This window comes from Scytonema hofmannii PCC 7110, assembly GCF_000346485.2.
GTDB classification, from domain to species: Bacteria; Cyanobacteriota; Cyanobacteriia; order Cyanobacteriales; family Nostocaceae; genus Scytonema; species Scytonema hofmannii.
This window is the reverse complement of sequence record NZ_KQ976354.1, coordinates 6,299,510-6,320,191: the sequence shown is the minus strand read 5'-3', so window position 1 is coordinate 6,320,191 and position 20,682 is coordinate 6,299,510. Positions and strand designations below refer to the sequence as shown.

Below are 20,682 nucleotides of genomic sequence, written 5' to 3'. Positions count from 1 at the left end.
AAAAAAATGATTAGCCAGCTGCAAGACATCGCTCTTCCCAGCGCTGCCACATCTGGTGAAAAACTTGAGTGACTACAGTACTTGCAGCATAGGGGTTTGCACTCTGCACGCAAGCATCGATAGGATAGTTTTCTGGATGCAGGAGCACGTTGTTTAAAGCATCCGCAATACAAGTTGGGGTACGTTCAGAACATACAATTCCGCTATTTGGCTTCAGTAATTTTGGAGTATCACCACATTCAGTTGTCACGACTGGGGTTCCACTAGCAAGCGCTTCTAGAACTACCAAAGGTAAACCTTCATAAGCACTCGTTAGAACGAAAACTTGACATATACGATGTAAATGTGCTAACTCACTCTGAGTCAGTGCGCCCAACATCGTGACTCTATCAGACACACCTAATCGCTCAATTTCCGCACTGACTTCTGCTGTTAACTCCCCATCTCCAGCTATAAGTAGGTGAATATTGGCTTCTCTTAAAGCAGAAATCGCACGAACTAGCAAAATGGGATCTTTTTGTGGATGCAGTCTCCCTGCAAATAAAACAAACCGCGTGTTTTCCGATAACCCCAACCTAGTAGCTAGTTCGCGTCTTTGAACTTCTCGTTCTGTGGAATTCAAGGGGTAAAAAATTTCGTTGTCAAATGAATTTTTGATATACGCAACACGATTTGCAATCTTTGGATAACGCTCTTTGTATAACTCTGTTGCATCAGTGTTGCATGAGAGGATTTGGTTAAATTGACGTACTAACAACTTTTCTAGGGCAAAATAAGCAGTCGGAAATTTCCGCCACAGTATTGCTTTTGCGTCACCGACTCCTTGCATTTGTGTTTGAATATCATTATGAATAAACAGGGTTTTCTCTCCCCGCCACTGAAGCGATGCTAGCGTTGGTTCTAGTCGATGGAAGTGTAGAAAGTCGGAGTCACAATAATGTCTTAAAAGAGCTGCTGTATACTTGAATGTTGTTGGTATTCGACTTCTCACGTTATCGTTTTGCAATGCTAATAAAGGCAAAAAACGAATTTTTTTACCAGCAAATTCTTTCACTTCCCATTGACCAATAGTTTGATGGCGATCGCCTTTGGCGCAAGCCGTACCCGGCTTATCGCATCCTGTCCCTACAAGTCTGACTTCAAATTCGCTAGGTGCATATTTAATGAAGGTGTTAATGAGTGTTTGAATACCACCGATAGTGCTATTCCAAGGATTAAATTGGTAGAAAATGGTCAAAACAGGCTTACGCATCAAAATTACCCTGTACTTACTATCTGCGTGCAATATAGGGATGCCACAATTATCTTCTGAATTTTCTTGTTTCTTCTGTGAAGTCTATACTGCATTCTCAAGCTTTAGAGACTCAGTATTTACCTTAAGCGATCGACTTTTAACTCATCATTTTCTGTTGGTGGCTACTTCTATATATTTCATTGAATCAAGCTTTGTCGAGCAGTTCTTGCATTTTTATTTAACCTACACTGTAGATTGCTTAATACAGTAATAGCATAGGAAAAATAGATATTTACATAAATTTTTGATTAAAAATAAGTTCTATTAAAGACGTCTTTTTAATGCATTTCACCGTATAATTACGATAGTCGATTTAAATACTTAAGTAAAGATAACATCATTAATGATAATTTAAAGAAACCACGGAGATCAAAGATACAGTTTTTCAAAAAAACTATAGGAATCATAAATGATTTATGAAAAAATCTCAGTACTGTAGATAGGGCTATGCCGCACACATAAAGCTTGTGGTGGGCTTTAGCCCTACTAGCCCTGTCAAGGTGGATAAAAACTTCAAGCAATCAATAGCTCTCTCTCCTCTTACCTCTGCGTACTCTGCGTCTCGGCGGTTAAATAAATTACTTTTAAACCGCTCTGGCGCAGAGAGCACGGAGACGCGGAGAGTCGCTACGTCCCGCGTCTCTTCGATAATTAAATAGGAGTCCTATAGAATTAGCTATATTTACTTACCAAAAAATGATTTTTATTAAAAATAAAGGTAACCAAAAATGTTCCCCGCTCGTCATACAGTTTCTAACTGGAGTCCATTGGTTAAGGCATACTCTGAGTTGAAAAACCGAGCTATGCTACGAAGATCGGGCTTTCTGCCACTCAATAGATAAGGGACTTCCAAATAAAAAAATATCCCAAAATTTCTTGTGGTGCGGGCGTCAAGGCCCGCCACTATATATAAGACGGGCCTTGACGCCACTATATATAAGACGGGCCTTGACGCCACTATATATAAGACGGGCCTTGACGCCCATCCTACAACATGGGGTAATTTATTTCCTGGAAATCCCTAATGTGTGACGAAAACGTAGTAAAATTTGCGTACAAATTCAAATCATCACATTTTCTTCATCTTTTTTTCACAAAATAGTATCGGGAGTACCATCGCCAAATGCACAAATGATGATACATCATAAGTAGGAAGATCCAATATTAATTCCGGGTCTTGCTAAAAAAACCGTATTTGATGTATAATTTTAATTTCTTCGATTTTCTATTAGGGTATCTACCACAAAGGAGCTAAAACTTATGTCTAGACAAAAACAGAATGGCAGCAGCGATCGCCTCCAGGAACTCATTTCCCGAGTCGATTCTTCTAGCAACACCAATCGCCTCAAATTACTTGAACCATCTCAGCCCATACAACAGTTGCCTAAAAAAAAGTAGCTAATGTCATTAAAAAAGACTGTAGAAACAAGTCCGATCGGCAAGGGGGTGAGTCTCCCGGTGGCTAGTCTTACATATTAATTTTTTGGTTGAGCGTAATTATATACGCTTATACGCTAGAGTTCAAGTACGTTCAGGTCGTTTTTCATGATATTGGCACAAAGTTATGTACCCTTGACCCCCTTGTACTGGGTCAAGGGAATTTGTTTTTGCAGCATAGTTTTGACTTCTATGGGGCATAGGGCATTGAGAAAAGAATTATTTTCCAACATTAACTTTGTGAGCGATTGCCTCCGGTATAGTTGGCGATCGCTCGTGAGCGTATAGTTTAGAGGTTGAGTTTTAAATTGATAGATACATTTCTTCCAGTGACGATTAATCTGGGGAATGGTTTCCACTCATAAAGAATAATTTTTCAATTTTGACTAATTTCAGTAAAAATTAAGTAATTATACTTTATTCGACCCACTGAATCCTTCCCATGACTGCTGCTGTTCGTTTAGAAAACGTCTATAAGGTTTACGATAAGACTCCTGTGGTGAATGACCTTTCATTTACGATCAACGCAGGCGAAATCTTTGGCTTACTCGGTCCCAATGGTGCGGGTAAATCCACCACAATTCGGATGCTAACCACTTTGACTAAACCTACACAAGGAAAAATAGAAGTGTCAGGTTATGATGTGGTTCGCCAACCAATGCTCGCAAAGCAGAATATCGGTGTGGTGTTGCAACAAGTGAGCGTAGATGGAGATCTAACTATTTGGGAAAATATGGAAATGCATGGGAGACTGCATCATATTCCCAACCCCAACCGACAACGACTTATCAATCAATGGCTGGATTATGTTGAACTTGCATCCAGACGTAATGATTTGGTAAAAACCTTATCTGGTGGGATGAAGCGGCGTCTACAGATAGCAAGAGCTTTGTTACATCAACCGCAGGTTCTGTTTTTAGATGAGCCGACTGTGGGATTAGACCCCCAAACAAGGCGACGTCTTTGGGAAATTATTCGAGATTTGAACAAACAGGGAATGACAATGCTGCTTACAACTCATTATATGGATGAGGTTGAATATTTATGCGATGCCTTTGGCTCTGGCAAGTCAGGACGCATTGGAATTATGGATGGTGGAAAGTTAATTTCTCTAGGCACTCTACAAGAACTACGCACTACTCATGGCAAAGGTTTGGTCATGAAGCAGTTGCAAGATCGTTGGGAGTATCTCTTTTTCCCAACTGTAGAAGATGCCAACGATTACCTCAATCAACAACAAAATAAAACAGGGATGATGGCACGTCCCTCGAACTTAGAAGATATTTTTGTAGAACTTACAGGAAGGAAGTTGGATTAATCAGTGACCAGTGACCAGTGACCAGTGACCAGTGACCAGTGACCAGTGACCAGTGACCAGTGACCAGTGACCAGTAAATAATAAAAAGTCAATAATAATAAGATGAAGTCATTCTGTAACTGATAACTGGTAACTGCATAATTGCTCACCGATCAAACTCCTAAATTACGGAGCACGGCTTCTAGTCTAACCACGCTTTCTGACTTACCTTGCCGTTCGTATAATTCTCTAGCTTTTTTGAAAACTGCGATCGCATCTTTCGATTTTCCTTGCTTCATCAATATATTACCCCGCAACTCATACACTTGTGGATTTTTGGGGTCTAGGTTGACTGCTTGTTCATACGCCCATTTGGCATTTACGTACTCTCCCAAACGCAAAAGTACTGTTGATAACCCTATGTAAGCATTGGCATTAGTCCGATTGCTTTGTATTGCACGTCTGTAAGCGTCTTTAGCTGTTTTGTTATCTCCCAAATTACCACTTACGTAGCCCAAAGCATATTGATAATCCCCATTGTTGGGGTTGATCGCTACAGCACGCCGATACGCCGTTAATGCTGCAGGCAAATTTCCTTGCTGGGCGTAGAGGTAGCCAATGCCAGCGTAGATTGTGGCATTTTTTGGCTCTAAAGTTGTGGCTCTTTGATAGACTGCGATCGCATTATCGTAATCACCTGTATCCACAAGTCGCCGCCCTTCATCTAGAAGTTCTTTCAACTCCTGAGAACTCTGTTGTGGCAAAATGTTTTGAGCGCGAGCCACTGATGGTATTGTTGCTGCGATACTGCCAATAATGAAAATACTTACTATAAAAGATGTTTGCTTGTACACAGTAATTTTCCTGATATTTTTTGCAACTTTTTCAAAGTTTCCTTGATTGCTTGTCCATTAAAACAAAAATATCCGATTTTGCAAACAGCTTGTATTGACTTTTGTACAAGATTTATGAAGAATTTTCATTGGTCTGTAAAAGTACGTTAAAAGCCTTGTTTGATTTAATACAATTTGTTTGGACGAGCAACAAAAGACAACTGGTAGTCATGCTTAAGGGGCTGACCTAACTCAATCGCAGCCTCAGCATTGCTACCCGTTGAGATGAACCCTATGAACGGGCAAAAACTATTTTCCTACAAGTGTGTACCTCAATTCAGCTATTCGATAAGCTTTTTGCCTCCTCAGGAAGTTTTTCTGATACCAATTTTTCCCGACTCCCCACTCCCGACTCCCCACTCCCTGGTTTCAAATTAAGGGGAGCAGAACGTTAGCATATCAAATGGAATTGAGGTTCGATTTATGATTTTGACTACAACTGATGTCATTCAGGGGTCTATCGTTGATTCATATTTAGGCATTGTGACCGCAGAAGTTGTCTACGGAAGCAATTTCCTGCGAGATTTCTTTGCGAGTATCCGAGACATCATTGGTGGACGCACTGGAAGTTACGAACGGCTATTTGAGCAGGGTCAACAGAAAGCAATAGAAGAATTATCCCTACGAGCAAGGCGTTTGGGTGCGGATGCTGTTATTGGTATTGAAATTGATACTGGTACCATCAATGTTGACCAATCAGGCGTTCTCATACTTATTACCGCCACAGGGACAGCTGTGAAATTGCGATAGTGGTTGGTGGTTAGTGGTTAGTGGTTAGTAGTTCTATTAACCACTAACCACTAACAAAAATGTTATTAAATAACCAAAAAAATATTTTTCAATAAAAATTAAGTTGATAGAATAAACTATATAGCCATCCTATTTGATTTTTGAAATCTATGTAGGGTGGGCATTGCCCACCCTACAGTACTGAGATTTTTTCATAAATCATTTATGATTCCTATAGAAATTAGCTCTGATATATTTCAATAAAAATTTAGAAATATTCTAAAAATCAAATTTAGTTGTTTGCTTGGTAAAAGCAGTCATTCTCATTGCAAGTTAGTGAATACTTAAAACTTAATATATCTTAAAAAAACATGACAAAATCAAGAAAATTTTTCTCACCAAAGATAGACCATACAAGTATTTCTAGTGGTAGATATTGAAAATACAAAAAAGTAATTTAATTCTAGTAACTAGTTGACTATTATAAACTAAAAACATTACTGGAGTGGTAAGGGGAAAATAAAGTATGTCATACACAAATCGAGTAGGTGACGAGGTTATTACCGAATCGGCTGTAGTAGGTCGAATTGCCGATTACCACGATCGCGTTCGTTGGGGTCCTATCATTTCCGGTCTATTTATTGCATTAGCAACTCAATTAATATTAAGTTCTATATTTGCAGCAATTGGGGCTGGAACAATTGAGGGTTCAGGCGCACCCAGATCTATTGCACCTAATGTTGCAGGCAATGTGGGAATTTGGTCAACCATTGCTTTATTAATTTCACTATTTACTGGTGGTTGGGTAATGGCTCGTGCTTGCGGTCCAATGAACCGCAATACAGCTCTTCTCAATGGTGCAATACTGTGGGCAACAACATTGGCATTAAGTTCTTGGTTGTTAGCAAGTGGAGTATCAGGCGCTTTTGGTGTTGCTGCTTCTAACGCCGGAGAAGTTGTTAACCAGGTGCAGCAAGGTGGTGTGAATATACCTCAAAATACTCCTAATGTAACTGCTCAGGAGGCTTCTGAAATTGCAGCCAATTTGCGTAGAGGTTTATGGTGGTTTGTGTTTGGTTCTTTGTTGGGTTTACTTGCCTCAATGGTTGGAGCAGCGGCAGGAACCCGCAGTCCGCGTAATAATAATAACTACGCTTAATGAATAGCCAAAGAAAGCCTTCAGACTGGAAGTCTGAGGCTATACAAACAAAGTCCGCCTGCGCGGACTTTTAGTTATTTGATTAGATAGCGATCGTCACTTAGTAGGGTTTGCAATGCCCACCATCATGAATATGTAAGTGGTGGCATTGCTAATCACTAACGATGACAGGCGAGACGCCTGTCCCACACAACTAACAACTAACAACTAACCCTTCTTACCACTTCAAATAAGCAGCATCAACTCCTTGTTCTCGGCGAATCTTGCTGTCTTTCTCAAACCAAGCAATCACTTGTTGTGCTGTTAAATCCTCAATAGTCACGTTATACTCGTGAGCTATATGATTCAAAAGCCTGAGGGATGAAATAGTTATTCTAGTTAAGAACTTTTCTGGTGAAGATAGTAAAGCAGCATCAACCTTTGCTGATTCTTCTAATGTTAAAAATTGTGGCGGCGATTGCGGTGGTAAGTTCATAATAAATAATTCAAAAAAGTTCACACTTATTAAAATAACCAGACACCAGCTTGAAGAAAGAATCTGACAGATAATTGGGTGGAATAAAGTCCAAGCGAGACTTTGCCAATCCAAAATCCACGCATCTAAAATCCAAAATGGCATTACTTTGCTTGGTAATACCTATTACCAATGATCTATTCTTGATGACTTATGCTTAATGAAAAGCCATCACTCACAAAGGAAATCCCTCTCATAAAAGCACTTACTTTCTGGCTTGGACTAGATATCCACAACGATGTTCGCCATTAATAATCCAGTGAGTACGTTCTACCGTACAATCTGGTAATACAGCAGCAAACATTTCTAATTCATGACCGCAAACACTGGGGAAAGACTCTGCAACATTGGAAATCGCGCAGTTGTGTTCGGTGAGAATAAACTGCTCGTCCAATGACTCACCTGATGCTACTGGATGATATTCAGCCATATAGCCTTCAGCTTTTCTCAGCTCTACCAAAGTCGCCACTCTCTCTGATAGAGGAGCATCACCAACGCGTTCTCGATAATCTTGCGCTTTGCGTTCCCATTGTTTTCTGAGAATTGAACTGACTTCGTCCACTCCTACCGTTTCCGCTAATGTATCCAGTAGAGAAACGGCGAACCTGCCATAGCTATCGCCGAGACGTTCGCTGACTTTTATATTTAACCGTTCTTTGCCCTGACGAGTCAGTTGATAGATATGTTGCGGACGCCCCATTCCCCCTTGTACGGATGACAAGAGAGTCAGGAGTTGCTCTGCTTCCAAATCTTTAAGATGACGGCGAATTGCTTGAGGGCTAACGTCTAAAGCGTCAGCCAGATCGAAAGCCGTAGCTTGTGAGTGTTTTAAAAGATATTCCAGAATATCTTGCTTGGTTGAGGACTGGTGGATAGTCGCCATCGTCGTCCCAAAAATTTATTCATGACAAAGCTAAATTATGGATAATCTAGCGTAAAATAAAGATATGTTAAACAACACGAATGTTGTTTTAGTCCTTATACTTATTATGATAGCAGTCGAGTCACAACTCGGCTAGCTTGAAAAGGAAGCCCGGTTAAAGATTCCGTCTTCCGTCCTTAAAGAGATTAAGAAAGCGAACACAAGAGTAACAGCCGATGAGCGCCACTGTCAAAACCTTAGTCAACCAGCCATATAAGTACGGCTTTGTTACTGACATTGAAGCCGACACAATTCCGCGTGGACTGAACGAGGACATCGTCCGTATAATCTCCGCCAAGAAGAACGAGCCGGAGTTTATGTTGAACTTTCGCCTCAAGGCTTTCCGTCAGTGGCAAAAAATGGTTGAACCAACTTGGCCGAGTGTCAAGTACCCTGCAATAGATTATCAAAACATTATCTACTATTCGGCACCAAAACAAAAGAAACAAAAGCTTAACAGCTTGGATGAAGTCGATCCAACTTTATTGGAAACCTTTGAAAAGTTAGGCATCTCCCTATCAGAACAGAAGCGGCTGGCAAATGTTGCCGTTGATGCAATTTTCGATAGTGTTTCCGTAGCGACAACATTCAAAGAAAAGCTCGCTCAAGATGGTGTTATCTTCTGCTCCATTTCAGAAGCATTGCAAGAACATCCAGAACTTGTACAAAAGTACTTGGGTAGCGTTGTTCCGGGAGCAGATAATTACTTTGCAGCCTTAAATTCTGCTGTATTTAGTGATGGATCTTTCGTCTACATTCCTAAGGGTGTGAAATGCCCAATGGAACTGTCTACCTACTTCCGCATTAACAACGGTGAAACTGGGCAATTTGAGCGAACACTGATTGTCGCTGAGGAAGGAAGCTATGTTTCTTACCTTGAAGGTTGTACTGCGCCGATGTACGACAGCAACCAATTACACGCTGCTGTTGTCGAACTCGTTGCTTTAGACAACGCTGAAATTAAATACTCAACCGTTCAGAACTGGTACGCGGGCGACGCAAATGGCAAAGGTGGTATCTACAATTTCGTCACCAAGCGCGGTTTGTGCCAAGGTATCAATTCTAAAATTTCTTGGACTCAAGTAGAAACAGGTTCTGCAATTACCTGGAAATATCCCAGCTGCGTGCTAGTGGGTGATAACTCTGTAGGTGAGTTTTATTCAGTAGCCCTGACAAACAATATGCAGCAAGCTGATACCGGGACCAAAATGATTCACGTTGGTAAGAACACCCGCAGCACAATTATTTCTAAGGGGATTTCTGCTGGTAACTCTAGCAACAGCTATCGCGGACTCGTAAAAATCAATCCCAAAGCAGAAGGGGCGAGAAATTATTCTCAGTGCGACTCTATGTTGATTGGGGATAATGCTCATGCCAATACTTTCCCTTATATCCAAGTGCAGAATAATGCTGCCAAGGTAGAGCATGAAGCTTCTACTTCTAAGATTGGGGAAGATCAACTCTTTTACTTTGCACAACGCGGTATCTCGACAGAAGATGCTATTTCCATGATGGTGAGTGGCTTCTGTAAGGATGTATTCAATCAGCTACCTATGGAGTTTGCTGTAGAAGCTGATAAGTTGTTGAGTTTGAAGTTGGAAAATAGTGTTGGGTAATCTTAGCAATTTATCTTCGCGCTCTTTGTGTCTTTGTGGTTCAAAAAATGTCTAACCGCAAAGACGCAAAGGACACGAAGGAAGAAGAGAGAGAAGAGAGAAAATCATGATTATTGAGAATAGTGAAGTCGTGCTGTCAGTGAGAGATTTGACGGCAAATGTTGATGGGACACCAATTCTCAAGAGTGTAAACCTTGAGGTTCGATTGGGTGAAATTCATGCGATTATGGGACCGAATGGTTCCGGTAAGAGTACTTTTTCTAAAGTTTTGGCTGGACATCCTGCTTATAAGGTGACTGGTGGGGAAATTATTTTCCAAGGACAAAACTTATTGGAGATGGAACCAGAAGAACGCGCCCGAACAGGAATATTTTTGGCATTTCAGTATCCTTTGGAAATTCCTGGTGTGAGTAATTTGGATTTCTTGCGGGTGGCTTACAATTCCCGTCAGAAAGCACGGGGTTTGGAGGAATTGGACACTTTTGATTTTGATGACTTGGTAGAGCAAAAGCTGGAAGTGGTAAAGATGAATCCTGCTTTCCTCAACCGCAGTGTGAATGAAGGGTTTTCTGGTGGTGAGAAAAAGCGCAATGAGATTCTACAGATGGCGCTTTTAGAACCGAAACTGGCAATTCTAGATGAAACGGATTCGGGTTTGGATATTGATGCGCTAAAAATTGTGGCGAATGGGGTTAATCAACTGACGAGCGCTGAGAATGCGACGATTATGATTACTCACTACCAAAGGTTATTGAATTACATCGTACCAGACTACGTTCATGTTATGGCACGAGGACAGATTATTACTAGTGGTGGTAAGGAACTGGCGCTGGAGTTAGAATCTCGCGGTTATGAGTGGGTGTTGGAAGAAAATGGGGTTGAGGTGACTGTGTAATGAGTATTCTTGTTTCTCCGAGTCCATTTCCTAATTCGCATTCCATCGATTTGGCATCTACTATGTTGGATAGAGATGCTTATCTCATAGATTTGTTGAATCAAATCGTGCGTGATGTTGAGACGCGTCACGATGATATTTCTTGGTTACAGGAATTACGGGAACGCGCTGTTTTTTGGGTTCGTCAATCCATTTTGCCTACGACTCGTGATGAAGAGTGGCGCTTCACCGATTTATCTTTTTTGCGGAAAATTCAATTTAATGTAGAGATGCGCCATGGCGCGTCTCATAATGGCGCGTCTCTAGACTCCTTACCAGAAGCAGCTACCAGTCGGTTGGTGTTTGTTAACGGGGTTTATGCATCTGAGTTGTCCTCGGTTGCGGGTTTACCAGATGGAGTTGTAGTTAGCAATTTAACCGATCTACCTGCTACGTGTAGTCAACGCATACAGGAATATTTGGCTCAGACTGAGGGGGCGCATGAATTGTTTACTGCTCTGAATACGAGTGGAATGGTTGATGTCGCGGTAGTGTGGGTATCGAAGAATGTGGTTGTAGAAACTCCAATTCATTTGGTATTTCTTGCTACTGGTGAGAAGTCGGGAATTTCTCTTCCGCGTTGTTTGGTTGTGGCGGAGACTGGTAGTAGTGTGACTTTGGTTGAAGAGTATACGAACCGCAGAGGCGCAGAGGGCGCAGAGGAAGAGAGAGTTTACTTTACTAATGCGGTTACGGAAATTTGGGTTGGGGAAAATGCTCGGGTAAATCATACTCGGATTGAGACGGAAAGTGCAGAAGCTGTTCATATTGGGAAGACGGCTGTTTCTCAAGCTCGTTACAGTTGGTATAGTTGTCATGCTGTAACTTTTGGTGGGAAGCTTTCACGTCATAATTTAGAGATTTTGCAAACTGGGGAGCAAACGGAAACTGTCCTCAACGGATTGACGATGATTGGGGGAGAACAGTTGGCGGATACTCACAGTGCGATCGCTCTTAATTATCCTCATGGTACAAGCAAGCAGTTGCATAAGTGTATTCTTAGCGATCGCGCTCATGGAGTATTTAACGGTAAGGTTTTTGTTCCGAAGCCCGCACAGTTGACGGATGCAGCCCAGTTAAACCAGAATTTGTTGCTATCGTCTAAAGCCAGAATTGATACCAAGCCTCAATTAGAGATTACGGCTGATAATGTAAAATGCGCCCATGGTGCTACCGTTAGTCAGTTGGAGGATGATGAAATCTTCTATCTGCAAAGTCGGGGAATTGATGCGAATGATTCTCGCAATTTACTGGTTAACGCCTTTGCGGCTGAAGTCATCAATCAAATACCTATTCCTTCAGTGAGACAATATCTTATGCAAATGGTTAGTGGTTAGTGGTTAGTGGTTAGTAGTTTTCAACCAACAACTAACCACTATCAACTAACAACTATCAACTAACAACTAACAACTATCAACTATCAACCAATGACTTATACTCAGGAAAGAACCCTCGCTGACAAAGTCCGTTCTGACTTCCCGATATTACATCAGGAAGTCAACGGGAAGCCTTTAATTTATTTTGATAACGCTGCTACGTCACAAAAACCTTTGCTCGTACTTAATACTTTGCGAGATTATTACGAGCAGTACAATTCCAACGTGCATCGTGGCGTACATGCTCTCAGTGCTAAAGCGACTGAAGCTTATGAAGCAGCTAGAGATAAAGTAGCTGCGTTTGTCAATGCTGCATCGCGTCAAGAAATTGTTTTTACCCGTAATGCGACTGAAGCTATTAACTTGGTGGCTTACAGTTGGGGAATGAAGAATTTGCAACGGGGAGATGAGATTATTCTCTCGGTCATGGAACACCACAGTAATTTGGTTCCTTGGCATTTTGTGGCACAAAAAACGGGTGCTGTGCTGAAGTTTGTGGAACTGACACCAGAGGAAAGTGTTGATTTGGAACAGTTTAAAACACTGGTTTCTGATAAAACCAAATTGGTGTCGGTTGTTCATGTTTCTAATACTTTGGGTTGTATTAATCCTGTAAAAGAGATTTGCGCGATCGCTCATCAATATGGAGCAAAAGTTTTAATTGATGCTTGCCAAAGTGTCCCTCATATGCCTATCAATGTTCAGCAAATTGACTGTGATTGGTTGGTAGCTTCTGGGCATAAAATGTGCGCTCCAACTGGGATTGGCTTTTTGTATGGTAAGTTGGAATTGCTACAGCAAATGCCTCCCTTTTTTGGTGGTGGAGAAATGATTGCTGAAGTGTTTTTAGATCGTTCAACCTACGCCGATTTACCTCATAAGTTTGAAGCGGGTACACCTGCGATCGCGGAAACAATTGCTCTAGGTGCAGCAGTGGATTACCTAAGCAATATTGGTATGGATAAAATCTATGCTTATGAATCAGAATTGACTGGCTTTCTCTTTGAGAAGCTAGTACAAATTCCTGAAATTCGTCTATTCGGACCATTACCTAAAGTCGCAGGTTTGGGGAGAGCCGCCCTTGCTGCTTTCACTGCAAAAGATGTCCATGCTAACGATCTCTCTACATTATTAGATCAAGAAGGGATTGCCATTCGTTCCGGACACCATTGTACTCAACCATTACACCGTCATTTAGGTATTGCAGCAACTGCACGAGCAAGTTTATCTTTCTACAATACTCGTGAAGAAATTGATGTTTTTGTGAAAGCACTGAAGGAAACTTTGGATTTCTTTGGCAGTTTTGGAAGTTAAATTCTGGAGGTTTATGCTCCCCGCAAAATAGAATTATAGAGCTATGGAATGAAGCCTGCCTACGCAGGCTATGCTTGTTTGTATAGAATTTATTCGTATGAATGCGATCGCTAATGACTGATAGGGACTCATATCATCAGAAGAATTTATGACTACTGCACCAGTCTCACCCAAACTAGTAACTTTTGAAGAATTTACAGCATGGCGTCCTGAAGGTGGACGCTACGAACTGCACAATGGAGTAATTGTCGAAATGGCTCAACCAACCGGGAAGCATGAAAATGTTGTTGGGTTCATAGCACGTAAAATAACTGTAGAGTTCGATCGGCTCAACCTTCCCTACCACATTCCTAAAACTGCATTAGTTAAACCACCGAACCAAGAATCAGCCTACTCTCCAGATATTTTATTAATAAATCGCGACAATCTCCCAAATGAACCGCTATGGGAAAACGAGTCAACTGTTTCTCAACCTGCATCTATTCCCTTAGTCGTTGAAGTTGTTTCAACTAATTGGCGAGATGACTACTATAAAAAGTTCGCCGATTATGAAGAAATGGGTATTCCTGAGTTTTGGATTGCTGATTATGCTGCATTAGGGGGACGCAACTTTATTGGTAACCCCAAACAACCTGCCATTTTTGTATGCCAGTTACTTAATGGGGAATATCAAATGAATCTGTTTAGGGGCAACACTTCAATCGTATCCCCTACTTTCCCTCAACTCAATCTGACAGCCCAGCAAATTTTTGATTCTGCTTTGTAGCTAGAGCGTTAGAAAGTTATCAGGTTGCTATCATCACTATAGTATAAAATTTATTTGTCTAAATGCAATCGCTGAAATTAGGATAGTACGAGAAAATTCACCACAAGTATAAATACAAGCAGTGGTGAGAGAATTGAGTCGTAAAGATAGGATAAAAAATGCAGATCAACTATACAGTCCAAATTTGGATAGAAGACTCGCAATTTGTAGCTCACGCGATGCCGCTAGACATTATGAGTTCAGGAGAAACACAAGAAAAGGCGAGAATTGCTTTAGACGAAGCAGTCCATCTTTTTCTAGTTACTGCTGCTGACATGGATACTTTAGAGGAAATTCTTCAAGAAACAGGTTACAAACTACAAGATGGAAACTGGATAAGCCCTGATTGGGTAGCAATTGAAAGGCATTCTATGACAGTAGGTGTCTGACGATGCCAAGAATAACACCCATTTCCTGGCAACGACTAGAAAAGGTATTTCTTGCTGCTGGTTTTACATTTGCTAGGCAAGAAGGAAGTCATCGTTGCTACATCAAACCAGGCATCTCAAGACCAATTGTAATTCCTACATACGATGAAATTCCCGTCTCAATCATCAAAAATAATTTGAAAACAGCCGAAATCTCTAGAGACAATTATTTCCAGTTGCTAAATCAAGTTTGATTGTAGACTGAGAACTCTATAATGCTTGCAGTTTAAGAGGGAGAAAATGTTTGTATTAGATATGTCTGTTGGAAACAAAAATGAAGGGGAATTAATTGAAAATCCAAGCTGGAATCATATAGAAACAGCTATCCGCGAATTAAATGGTAAAAGTAAAACTTTAGTGACACTGGGTGCTGATGATGAAATGTATATGAGTATTGGAGGTGGTGAGTCAGAAAAATATATTGTTACTGTAACTTTTGATAACTTAAGCTTTTATAGCTTAGTTGATTCATCTAAGCCCAATATAACAGAAAAGCTAGTTGTTGGCGGACAAGAAGGAATTTATCCGGCAAAGATGTGTGTTGATTTGTTACGTTGTTTGCTAGCCGCTAGAACTTTTACAGAATTAGGAAAACTCGATCCATTACTTTCTTGGGAAGAAGATAAATCGTTAGCAGTAGCTTAATAAAAGTAGGTAGGGTGGGCACCGCTAGCTCTGTCAAGGTGACTCATAAAATTTTGATTCAGGTGGTAATTCCTCATCTTTCGCCTCTGTGCTCTCAGCGTATCTGGATCTATTCCTAAAGAGCGTAACTCTTCTGCTAACCTTTTGGCACGTTGTTCGGCAGTGCTAGCACGTTGTTCAGCAGTGGTGGCTAGTTCTTCTGGTGTTAAATATCTTACTCCTTGTTGGTCATACCAGTACAACCAGTCACGAGTAATGCCTAGGTGAGTTCCTCTTTCATAACCAATTGCCAAACCTATCTCTTCCAACCACACTGGGTTTCCTTTGTGTTTAACATATTCACCATTTACCAAACGATAAACATCCAAAGGAGGTTTGTTAGGACGGATGGGATTGTAAATAACGTAGTATAAAATTCCTAACTCGGCGTAGAAATCTTTTTTCTTCGTATACTCCCCACGCCGTTTTTTAGAAACAACCTCTAGCACCATGGTAGGAAGTACCTTTTCTTCCCACAGCAAGTAACTCAAGCGTAAGTTTTCGCTGACAATCCGGCGGACACCCAAACTCAAAAATCCGTCTGGTACGACAGGAGGTAAGTCGGGATCGTAGTAAACCCCCATGTCCACACCAAAAAACCAATCCATACGGCTAGCCCATATCCAAGCCAAGATTGCTTTGAGAAAACCAGGAATTAAATCTTGCAGTTCGTCATCTACAGGAATATCGTCAGAATCAGGTAAATCCTCTGCAGAAGGCAAGCAATTGAATAATGGTTTGTACTCTAACATAATGGAACAGCGAGAGACTTATGAGTTGATGATATCTAAGGTTAGTGGTTAGTGGTCACTGGTCACTGGTCACTGGTCACTGGTTACTAACCATTCAATGCATTTTCTTGCGATAATTCCCAAGGGGTGAGACTATTGACTCTGCACTGGTTAGTCAAGGGAGGAAAAATGAGTCACGAGCAGCCAAGTTCAACGTTTGTAAGAACCGCAGGGCGGTTTATTTTAATAGTTCTGACTCTGCTAACAACCTTGACTGTCGGTCAGTCTTTATTATCGAGTTGGCAGCAACCTCAGTTTCAAAGTCGCTTGGAACTTTACCAAACAAATCTTGCCCTGCAAGCAGTCTCTTTGGAAGCGTCGGATAGCGACAGCGCAAATTTGAAGCCCTTGGAAGATGCAATCCTTGGTACTAAACCCTTGGATGCAGCTACACAGCAGTATCAAGAAGCAAGGAAATCGGCTCAAAGTAATTTAGAGAAAATTAAAACACAACTTGCACAACTCCAGTCTCAACCAGAAACGGCTCCTGCAACCTCTCAACCTCAATCGCAATATCCTCCTGCAACTAACCCCACTTCCGAACAGCAGCAACTGTTACAGCAGTCGCTGAAGCAAGTGCAAAAATTAATTACCGAATTAGATTTGCGATTGGGAATTTTACAAGCACAGCAAGGAAAAACGGATGCTGCTTTTAAAACGTGGAATGAAATGCAGCAAAGTTTGGGAAGTGATTCTGAATTTGGCAAGGTTGCAGCAGTTTTAGCGGGGCTGTGGAGCGATCCCCCTCGTCTTTTGCCTGATTCTGAACCACTGATTCAACCTAATTTAGATGGCTGGTTTAAATATATTGCTTTGGAAAAACTCTATCAACTCCAGCAACGACAAGATGCCCTCACAAATTTAAAAGCATCTCAACAGGAAGTCGCTGAAACAGCAATGTTGAGATTATCACTGATAGGTACTGTCCCGGTGATTGCTTCTCTAATTGGGGTGGGCTTATTGCTCTTTTTGCTAGCAGAACGTTTTTTCAAGGGAAAAGCTGCAATACTTGCTCAAAATGGAGATGTCACTTGGTTAACTCCTTGGGATGCTGAAACGATTTTGGTGGTTTTTGTCGTGGGTTTTTTCTTCACGGGACAATTCCTCGTACCTGTGGCGATAAAAGCATTCCTTGTGCCTTTAGTCAAATCTGTTCTCCCTATCAAAACCCTCGCCTCTAGCGTGCGAATTCAAGCGCTATCTGTTTTTATCAGTTATTTGTTCGTGGCATTAGGGGCTTTGTCAGTACTGTATTTAGCTATCAAGCGCTTTTTCCCACTATCAAATGATTGGTTTCGAGTCCGTTTTAAGGAAAATTGGTTTTTGTGGGGATTTGGTGGCTACTGTGTAGCATTGCCTGTAGTAGTTGTCGTATCCTTGATTAATCAACAGTTGTGGAAAGGACAAGGCGGTAGCAATCCCCTGTTACAACTGGTGCTTGAAAGCCAGGATTCTGTCGCACTGACGATATTTTTCTCGACGGCGGCGATCGCAGCTCCCATCTTTGAAGAAATTCTCTTTCGCGGTTTTTTGTTACCCTCTCTCACCCGTTATCTACCCGTGTGGGGATCGATCCTCATCAGTAGTTTTTTGTTTGCGGCGGCTCACCTTAGCTTGGCGGAAATTTTCCCCCTGTTCTCTTTGGGTATTGTGCTGGGCGTCGTTTATACGCGATCGCGCAACCTCCTTGCTCCCATGCTTCTCCACAGCCTTTGGAATAGTGGCACTCTTCTAAGCCTGTTTATCTTAGGTAGTCCCGGTCAATGATTTTTTCGGGCTACCAACTTTACAAATTCTTTGCTAAAAGTTTTACAAAAATTTACTCATCACCCTTGGTGTTTAATGTCAATAAATGCTACTTTGAAGCAAATGTGTTAAAGTTGTCTTCTTCTACTTATTCATTAGGTGTAGGCACGTTTGATGGCATGAATAGCTGCAACTAACCGATCGCATATTCACTGTTCTATCCCAGAACTGCGAGTAGACAGCGAACCATAAAGTTACTGCTATTTTTATCGACTTGGTATCCTAGCTTGTAGGAAATCACTTCATAATAAAGGTATCTACACTAGTATTTTTATCACTGTAGAAATATCAAAAGAATCCGGAGAGCGCAGAGCTTGAGTAGTAAAAGATACTAGGCGTACTGGTATTTTTACCACTCTTATAGATCGCTCTCTATCAAAGAATTTTCCAGCATATAGTGCTGTCAAGCCGCTTTGCCGGATTTTCTAGCTAAAGTAAAGATAGGAGAGTCACGAAGGAGTGCAGTTTCAGCTATGCCTGAGGACTGTTAGTTTTTCGCGTTCTTAGCGTTCACTATGCATTGGTGTCACGCTATTTCTGCATATCTATTTTTATCCGTGCTTCTGCCGCGATCGCTCGTTAAGTCACCAAAATCCTTAACTAGCTTCAACTTATAGGTCTTACTTATCAATCACTCATAAAGCAAAGGAACTAAACCCATGGCTAAACTCAGCCCCAGTCATGCTACCAAACAACTTTTAGCTGGATACTGCGGTATTATTTTTGGAGGTTTTGGTATCCACAAATTCATTCTTGGGTATGCTCCAGAAGGATTTGCCATGCTAATCATTTCGTTGGTCGGTAGTTATTTTACCTATGGCTTGACATTACTCATTATGCAGCTTGTTGGTTTAATCGAAGGAATGATTTATTTAAACAAATCACACGATGAGTTTGTGAGCACCTATTTCCTGAATAGGCAAGGTTGGTTCTAATCAGTGACCAGTGACCAGTGACCAGTGACCAGTCACTGACAATCTTTTATTGCCGTCTAACATAATATATTATTTCTCGACTATCTCATCCCTTTCAGGATGCTTGTTCAAAATTCAACTATTTCCCGTTAGAAGTCCCACACTATAGTTGTGTTTATGTTAGCTCTCAAAGGTAAAAATCTAACCTTAATAGCTCTTGCTCTCATGGCAATGGCGTATTTCAGTACTATGTCTCATTTGGAAATACATCCTTTTTTGAAAGGTGAATTTGTTCTTATACCACTACAGGTGCTTGCGTTAATTTACGTGACTTATTGGCGTTGCTATCGATGAAGTAGCAGAGGTAATGCCCAATGCCCTCTTAACAAAACTTAATATATTTGACAATCTGTCAATGCTTCGGATTTCGCCTACGCTCAAATAAGAGGCGCTTAATTTAGCGTTTATATTTCTTTCGTAGCAAATCTAAACATTTCCATGCAATTTGTCTCGAAGACTAACCTTCCCTCAGAACCAGCCCTAACAACAGAGAAAATTACTTTGGATGTTGGGGGGATGAAGTGTGCTGGCTGTGTAAAGGCGGTAGAACGTCAGCTAACTCAACATCCGGGAGTTAAAAGCGCTTGTGTGAACCTAGCGACAGAAGTAGCAGTCGTAGAATTAGAAACTGGTGCGGCAGAGCCAGAAGCACTGGCAAAGAAATTGACATCGGCTGGATTTCCGACTCAACCCCGGAAACGAGGCAAAGAAGGAGCAAGCGAGACACAAGAAATGCCCAATCCAGAAGAGCGGCAGCGTCGAGAAATGCAGGTGGCACGTCAGCAGTTGGCGATCGCAGCAATACTTCTGGTACTATCAATTACCGGGCATATCGGCAGTCTTGGTGGACCGATACCGTCCGGTTTGCAAAATATTTGGTTCCACTGTGGCTTAGCAACTGTTGCCATACTGATCCCCGGTCGTCCAATTCTGGTAGATGGCTGGCTGGGCGTGCGGCACAATGCACCTAATATGAATACTCTTGTAGGACTGGGAACGCTAACAGCCTACATTGCCAGCTTAGTTGCCTTACTGTTTCCCCAACTTGGTTGGGAGTGTTTCTTTGATGAACCAGTGATGATGCTGGGCTTTATCTTACTAGGGCGCACACTGGAAAAACAAGCCAGGAATCGTGCGGCTGTAGCATTTAAAGGATTACTTGCTCTCCAGCCGCAAGTAGCCCGGTTGATTGCTAAACCAAAAGCAGAGGAAGATGGGACTCCTACAGTTTTTGCCAATGGGGGAGTTGTAGAAATTCCTGCTGAGGTCGTGCGTGTTGGTGAATGGTTGCAAGTTCTTCCTGGAGAGAAAATTCCCGTTGATGGCGAGATTGTGGATGGACAAACAACTGTAGATGAGTCGATGCTAACTGGAGAAGCAGTGCCAGTTATCAAGCAACCGGGAGATTTAGTAGTAGCAGGGACAATCAATACTTCAGGTGCGATCGCAATCCGGGCAACTCGTACTGGAAGCGATACCACTTTAGCTCAAATTGTTGCTTTAGTAGAAACAGCCCAAACTCGCAAAGCACCCGTACAAAAATTAGCAGATACAGTAGCAGGATACTTTACCTACGGTGTATTGACAGCTGCTCTATTAACATTTATCTTATGGTACTTTTTCGGCACCCACATTTGGCATGACCTACTGATGTCTCATACCATGCAAATGCCAGCACATCACGCCCCACTCCCCCACTCCCCCACTCC

The 20,682-nt window shown here is 41.6% G+C and carries 22 protein-coding genes; 16 read left to right on the top strand and 6 right to left on the bottom strand.

All coding sequences use genetic code 11. The features are described 5' to 3' along the window. Positions 1-10 precede the first annotated feature (10 nt). Positions 11-1,252 carry a glycosyltransferase gene (locus tag WA1_RS26325; RefSeq protein WP_017746888.1) on the bottom strand — a complete coding sequence of 414 codons (1,242 nt, stop codon included), beginning with the start codon at positions 1,250-1,252 and terminating at the stop codon, positions 11-13. Between the two features lie 1,302 nt (positions 1,253-2,554). Between WA1_RS26325 and WA1_RS57285 the strand changes: the two genes are divergently transcribed. Continuing rightward, positions 2,555-2,692 carry a hypothetical protein gene (locus WA1_RS57285; RefSeq protein WP_017746889.1) on the top strand — a complete coding sequence of 46 codons (138 nt, stop codon included), beginning with the start codon at positions 2,555-2,557 and terminating at the stop codon, positions 2,690-2,692. 481 nt (positions 2,693-3,173) lie between these two features. Next, positions 3,174-4,049, top strand: coding sequence for an ABC transporter ATP-binding protein (locus WA1_RS26320; RefSeq protein WP_017746890.1), 876 nt, complete (start codon positions 3,174-3,176; stop codon positions 4,047-4,049). On the opposite strand, the gene WA1_RS58235 is transcribed toward WA1_RS26320, so the two are convergent. Continuing rightward, a complete protein-coding gene (locus WA1_RS58235; RefSeq protein WP_017746891.1) occupies positions 4,046-4,198 on the bottom strand; it encodes a hypothetical protein in 153 nt (50 codons plus the stop codon). The two genes, WA1_RS26320 and WA1_RS58235, sit on opposite strands and share 4 nt — an antisense overlap. Before the next feature lie 3 nt (positions 4,199-4,201). Beyond that, positions 4,202-4,882, bottom strand: a complete 681-nt coding sequence (locus WA1_RS26315) for a tetratricopeptide repeat protein (RefSeq protein ID WP_017746892.1) — start codon at positions 4,880-4,882, stop codon at positions 4,202-4,204. 462 nt (positions 4,883-5,344) lie between these two features. On the opposite strand from WA1_RS26315, the gene WA1_RS26310 reads away from it, so the two are divergent. Together WA1_RS26310 and WA1_RS26305 are read left to right on the top strand one after the other, a co-directional pair. Continuing rightward, positions 5,345-5,671, top strand: a complete 327-nt coding sequence (locus WA1_RS26310; protein ID WP_017746893.1) for a YbjQ family protein — start codon at positions 5,345-5,347, stop codon at positions 5,669-5,671. A gap of 505 nt (positions 5,672-6,176) precedes the next feature. Continuing rightward, on the top strand, positions 6,177-6,809 hold the full coding sequence (locus tag WA1_RS26305; protein WP_017746894.1) for a hypothetical protein: 633 nt from the start codon (positions 6,177-6,179) through the stop codon (positions 6,807-6,809). Positions 6,810-7,026: 217 nt separating this feature from the next. Here WA1_RS26305 and WA1_RS26300 read toward each other — a convergent pair whose 3' ends face one another. Then, complete coding sequence (locus WA1_RS26300; RefSeq protein ID WP_026135052.1) at positions 7,027-7,284, bottom strand: hypothetical protein; 258 nt, start codon at positions 7,282-7,284, stop codon at positions 7,027-7,029. 244 nt (positions 7,285-7,528) lie between these two features. Then, entirely contained in the window at positions 7,529-8,206 is a 678-nt protein-coding gene (sufR, locus tag WA1_RS26295; RefSeq protein ID WP_017746896.1) for an iron-sulfur cluster biosynthesis transcriptional regulator SufR, read from the bottom strand. Positions 8,207-8,421: 215 nt separating this feature from the next. On the opposite strand from sufR, the gene sufB reads away from it, so the two are divergent. From sufB to WA1_RS26255, 8 genes are all read left to right on the top strand, one after another. Further along, positions 8,422-9,861, top strand: a complete 1,440-nt coding sequence (gene sufB, locus WA1_RS26290; RefSeq protein WP_017746897.1) for a Fe-S cluster assembly protein SufB — start codon at positions 8,422-8,424, stop codon at positions 9,859-9,861. Between the two features lie 106 nt (positions 9,862-9,967). Then, on the top strand, positions 9,968-10,756 hold the full coding sequence (gene sufC / locus WA1_RS26285; RefSeq protein ID WP_017746898.1) for a Fe-S cluster assembly ATPase SufC: 789 nt from the start codon (positions 9,968-9,970) through the stop codon (positions 10,754-10,756). Beyond that, positions 10,756-12,132 carry a Fe-S cluster assembly protein SufD gene (sufD, locus tag WA1_RS26280; RefSeq protein ID WP_017746899.1) on the top strand — a complete coding sequence of 459 codons (1,377 nt, stop codon included), beginning with the start codon at positions 10,756-10,758 and terminating at the stop codon, positions 12,130-12,132. Before sufC ends, sufD begins: the two co-directional genes overlap by 1 nt. 90 nt (positions 12,133-12,222) lie before the next feature. Next, positions 12,223-13,485 (top strand): SufS family cysteine desulfurase, encoded by a 1,263-nt coding sequence (locus tag WA1_RS26275; protein WP_017746900.1) that lies wholly within the window; start codon positions 12,223-12,225, stop codon positions 13,483-13,485. A 148-nt stretch (positions 13,486-13,633) separates the two neighbouring features. After that, positions 13,634-14,251, top strand: coding sequence for a Uma2 family endonuclease (locus tag WA1_RS26270; protein ID WP_017746901.1), 618 nt, complete (start codon positions 13,634-13,636; stop codon positions 14,249-14,251). Positions 14,252-14,409: 158 nt separating this feature from the next. Beyond that, the gene (locus WA1_RS26265; RefSeq protein ID WP_017746902.1) at positions 14,410-14,679 is read left to right on the top strand and encodes a hypothetical protein; all 270 of its coding nucleotides are present in this window, start codon (positions 14,410-14,412) and stop codon (positions 14,677-14,679) included. Between the two features lie 2 nt (positions 14,680-14,681). Further along, the gene (locus WA1_RS26260) at positions 14,682-14,912 is read left to right on the top strand and encodes a type II toxin-antitoxin system HicA family toxin (RefSeq protein ID WP_017746903.1); all 231 of its coding nucleotides are present in this window, start codon (positions 14,682-14,684) and stop codon (positions 14,910-14,912) included. Positions 14,913-14,958: 46 nt separating this feature from the next. Next, complete coding sequence (locus WA1_RS26255) at positions 14,959-15,363, top strand: Imm1 family immunity protein (RefSeq protein WP_017746904.1); 405 nt, start codon at positions 14,959-14,961, stop codon at positions 15,361-15,363. On the opposite strand, the gene WA1_RS26250 is transcribed toward WA1_RS26255, so the two are convergent. After that, entirely contained in the window at positions 15,360-16,154 is a 795-nt protein-coding gene (locus WA1_RS26250) for a Uma2 family endonuclease (RefSeq protein WP_017746905.1), read from the bottom strand. The genes WA1_RS26255 and WA1_RS26250 overlap by 4 nt on opposite strands. Before the next feature lie 168 nt (positions 16,155-16,322). Here WA1_RS26250 and WA1_RS26245 point away from each other — a divergent pair, with 168 nt between their 5' ends. The 4 genes from WA1_RS26245 to WA1_RS60275 form a co-directional block, all read left to right on the top strand. Then, complete coding sequence (locus tag WA1_RS26245) at positions 16,323-17,960, top strand: CPBP family intramembrane glutamic endopeptidase (RefSeq protein WP_017746906.1); 1,638 nt, start codon at positions 16,323-16,325, stop codon at positions 17,958-17,960. A gap of 698 nt (positions 17,961-18,658) precedes the next feature. Continuing rightward, positions 18,659-18,934 carry a TM2 domain-containing protein gene (locus tag WA1_RS26240; RefSeq protein WP_017746908.1) on the top strand — a complete coding sequence of 92 codons (276 nt, stop codon included), beginning with the start codon at positions 18,659-18,661 and terminating at the stop codon, positions 18,932-18,934. A gap of 156 nt (positions 18,935-19,090) precedes the next feature. Continuing rightward, a complete protein-coding gene (locus tag WA1_RS58230; protein WP_169886890.1) occupies positions 19,091-19,267 on the top strand; it encodes a hypothetical protein in 177 nt (58 codons plus the stop codon). A 144-nt stretch (positions 19,268-19,411) separates the two neighbouring features. Beyond that, positions 19,412-20,682: heavy metal translocating P-type ATPase (locus tag WA1_RS60275; protein ID WP_419183597.1), on the top strand; the 1,271-nt coding region annotated here is incomplete at its 3' end.

Bases quoted from the DNA above. Each gene is read 5' to 3' on its own strand.
- WA1_RS26325 (WP_017746888.1), bottom strand. From the start codon at position 1,252: ATGCGTAAGCCTGTTTTGACCATTTTCTACCAATTTAATCCTTGGAAT.
- WA1_RS57285 (WP_017746889.1), top strand. From the start codon at position 2,555: ATGTCTAGACAAAAACAGAATGGCAGCAGCGATCGCCTCCAGGAACTC.
- WA1_RS26320 (WP_017746890.1), top strand. From the start codon at position 3,174: ATGACTGCTGCTGTTCGTTTAGAAAACGTCTATAAGGTTTACGATAAG.
- WA1_RS26310 (WP_017746893.1), top strand. From the start codon at position 5,345: ATGATTTTGACTACAACTGATGTCATTCAGGGGTCTATCGTTGATTCA.
- WA1_RS26305 (WP_017746894.1), top strand. From the start codon at position 6,177: ATGTCATACACAAATCGAGTAGGTGACGAGGTTATTACCGAATCGGCT.
- WA1_RS26300 (WP_026135052.1), bottom strand. From the start codon at position 7,284: ATGAACTTACCACCGCAATCGCCGCCACAATTTTTAACATTAGAAGAA.
- sufR (WP_017746896.1), bottom strand. From the start codon at position 8,206: ATGGCGACTATCCACCAGTCCTCAACCAAGCAAGATATTCTGGAATAT.
- sufB (WP_017746897.1), top strand. From the start codon at position 8,422: ATGAGCGCCACTGTCAAAACCTTAGTCAACCAGCCATATAAGTACGGC.
- sufC (WP_017746898.1), top strand. From the start codon at position 9,968: ATGATTATTGAGAATAGTGAAGTCGTGCTGTCAGTGAGAGATTTGACG.
- sufD (WP_017746899.1), top strand. From the start codon at position 10,756: ATGAGTATTCTTGTTTCTCCGAGTCCATTTCCTAATTCGCATTCCATC.
- WA1_RS26275 (WP_017746900.1), top strand. From the start codon at position 12,223: ATGACTTATACTCAGGAAAGAACCCTCGCTGACAAAGTCCGTTCTGAC.
- WA1_RS26270 (WP_017746901.1), top strand. From the start codon at position 13,634: ATGACTACTGCACCAGTCTCACCCAAACTAGTAACTTTTGAAGAATTT.
- WA1_RS26265 (WP_017746902.1), top strand. From the start codon at position 14,410: ATGCAGATCAACTATACAGTCCAAATTTGGATAGAAGACTCGCAATTT.
- WA1_RS26260 (WP_017746903.1), top strand. From the start codon at position 14,682: ATGCCAAGAATAACACCCATTTCCTGGCAACGACTAGAAAAGGTATTT.
- WA1_RS26255 (WP_017746904.1), top strand. From the start codon at position 14,959: ATGTTTGTATTAGATATGTCTGTTGGAAACAAAAATGAAGGGGAATTA.
- WA1_RS26250 (WP_017746905.1), bottom strand. From the start codon at position 16,154: ATGTTAGAGTACAAACCATTATTCAATTGCTTGCCTTCTGCAGAGGAT.
- WA1_RS26245 (WP_017746906.1), top strand. From the start codon at position 16,323: ATGAGTCACGAGCAGCCAAGTTCAACGTTTGTAAGAACCGCAGGGCGG.
- WA1_RS26240 (WP_017746908.1), top strand. From the start codon at position 18,659: ATGGCTAAACTCAGCCCCAGTCATGCTACCAAACAACTTTTAGCTGGA.
- WA1_RS58230 (WP_169886890.1), top strand. From the start codon at position 19,091: ATGTTAGCTCTCAAAGGTAAAAATCTAACCTTAATAGCTCTTGCTCTC.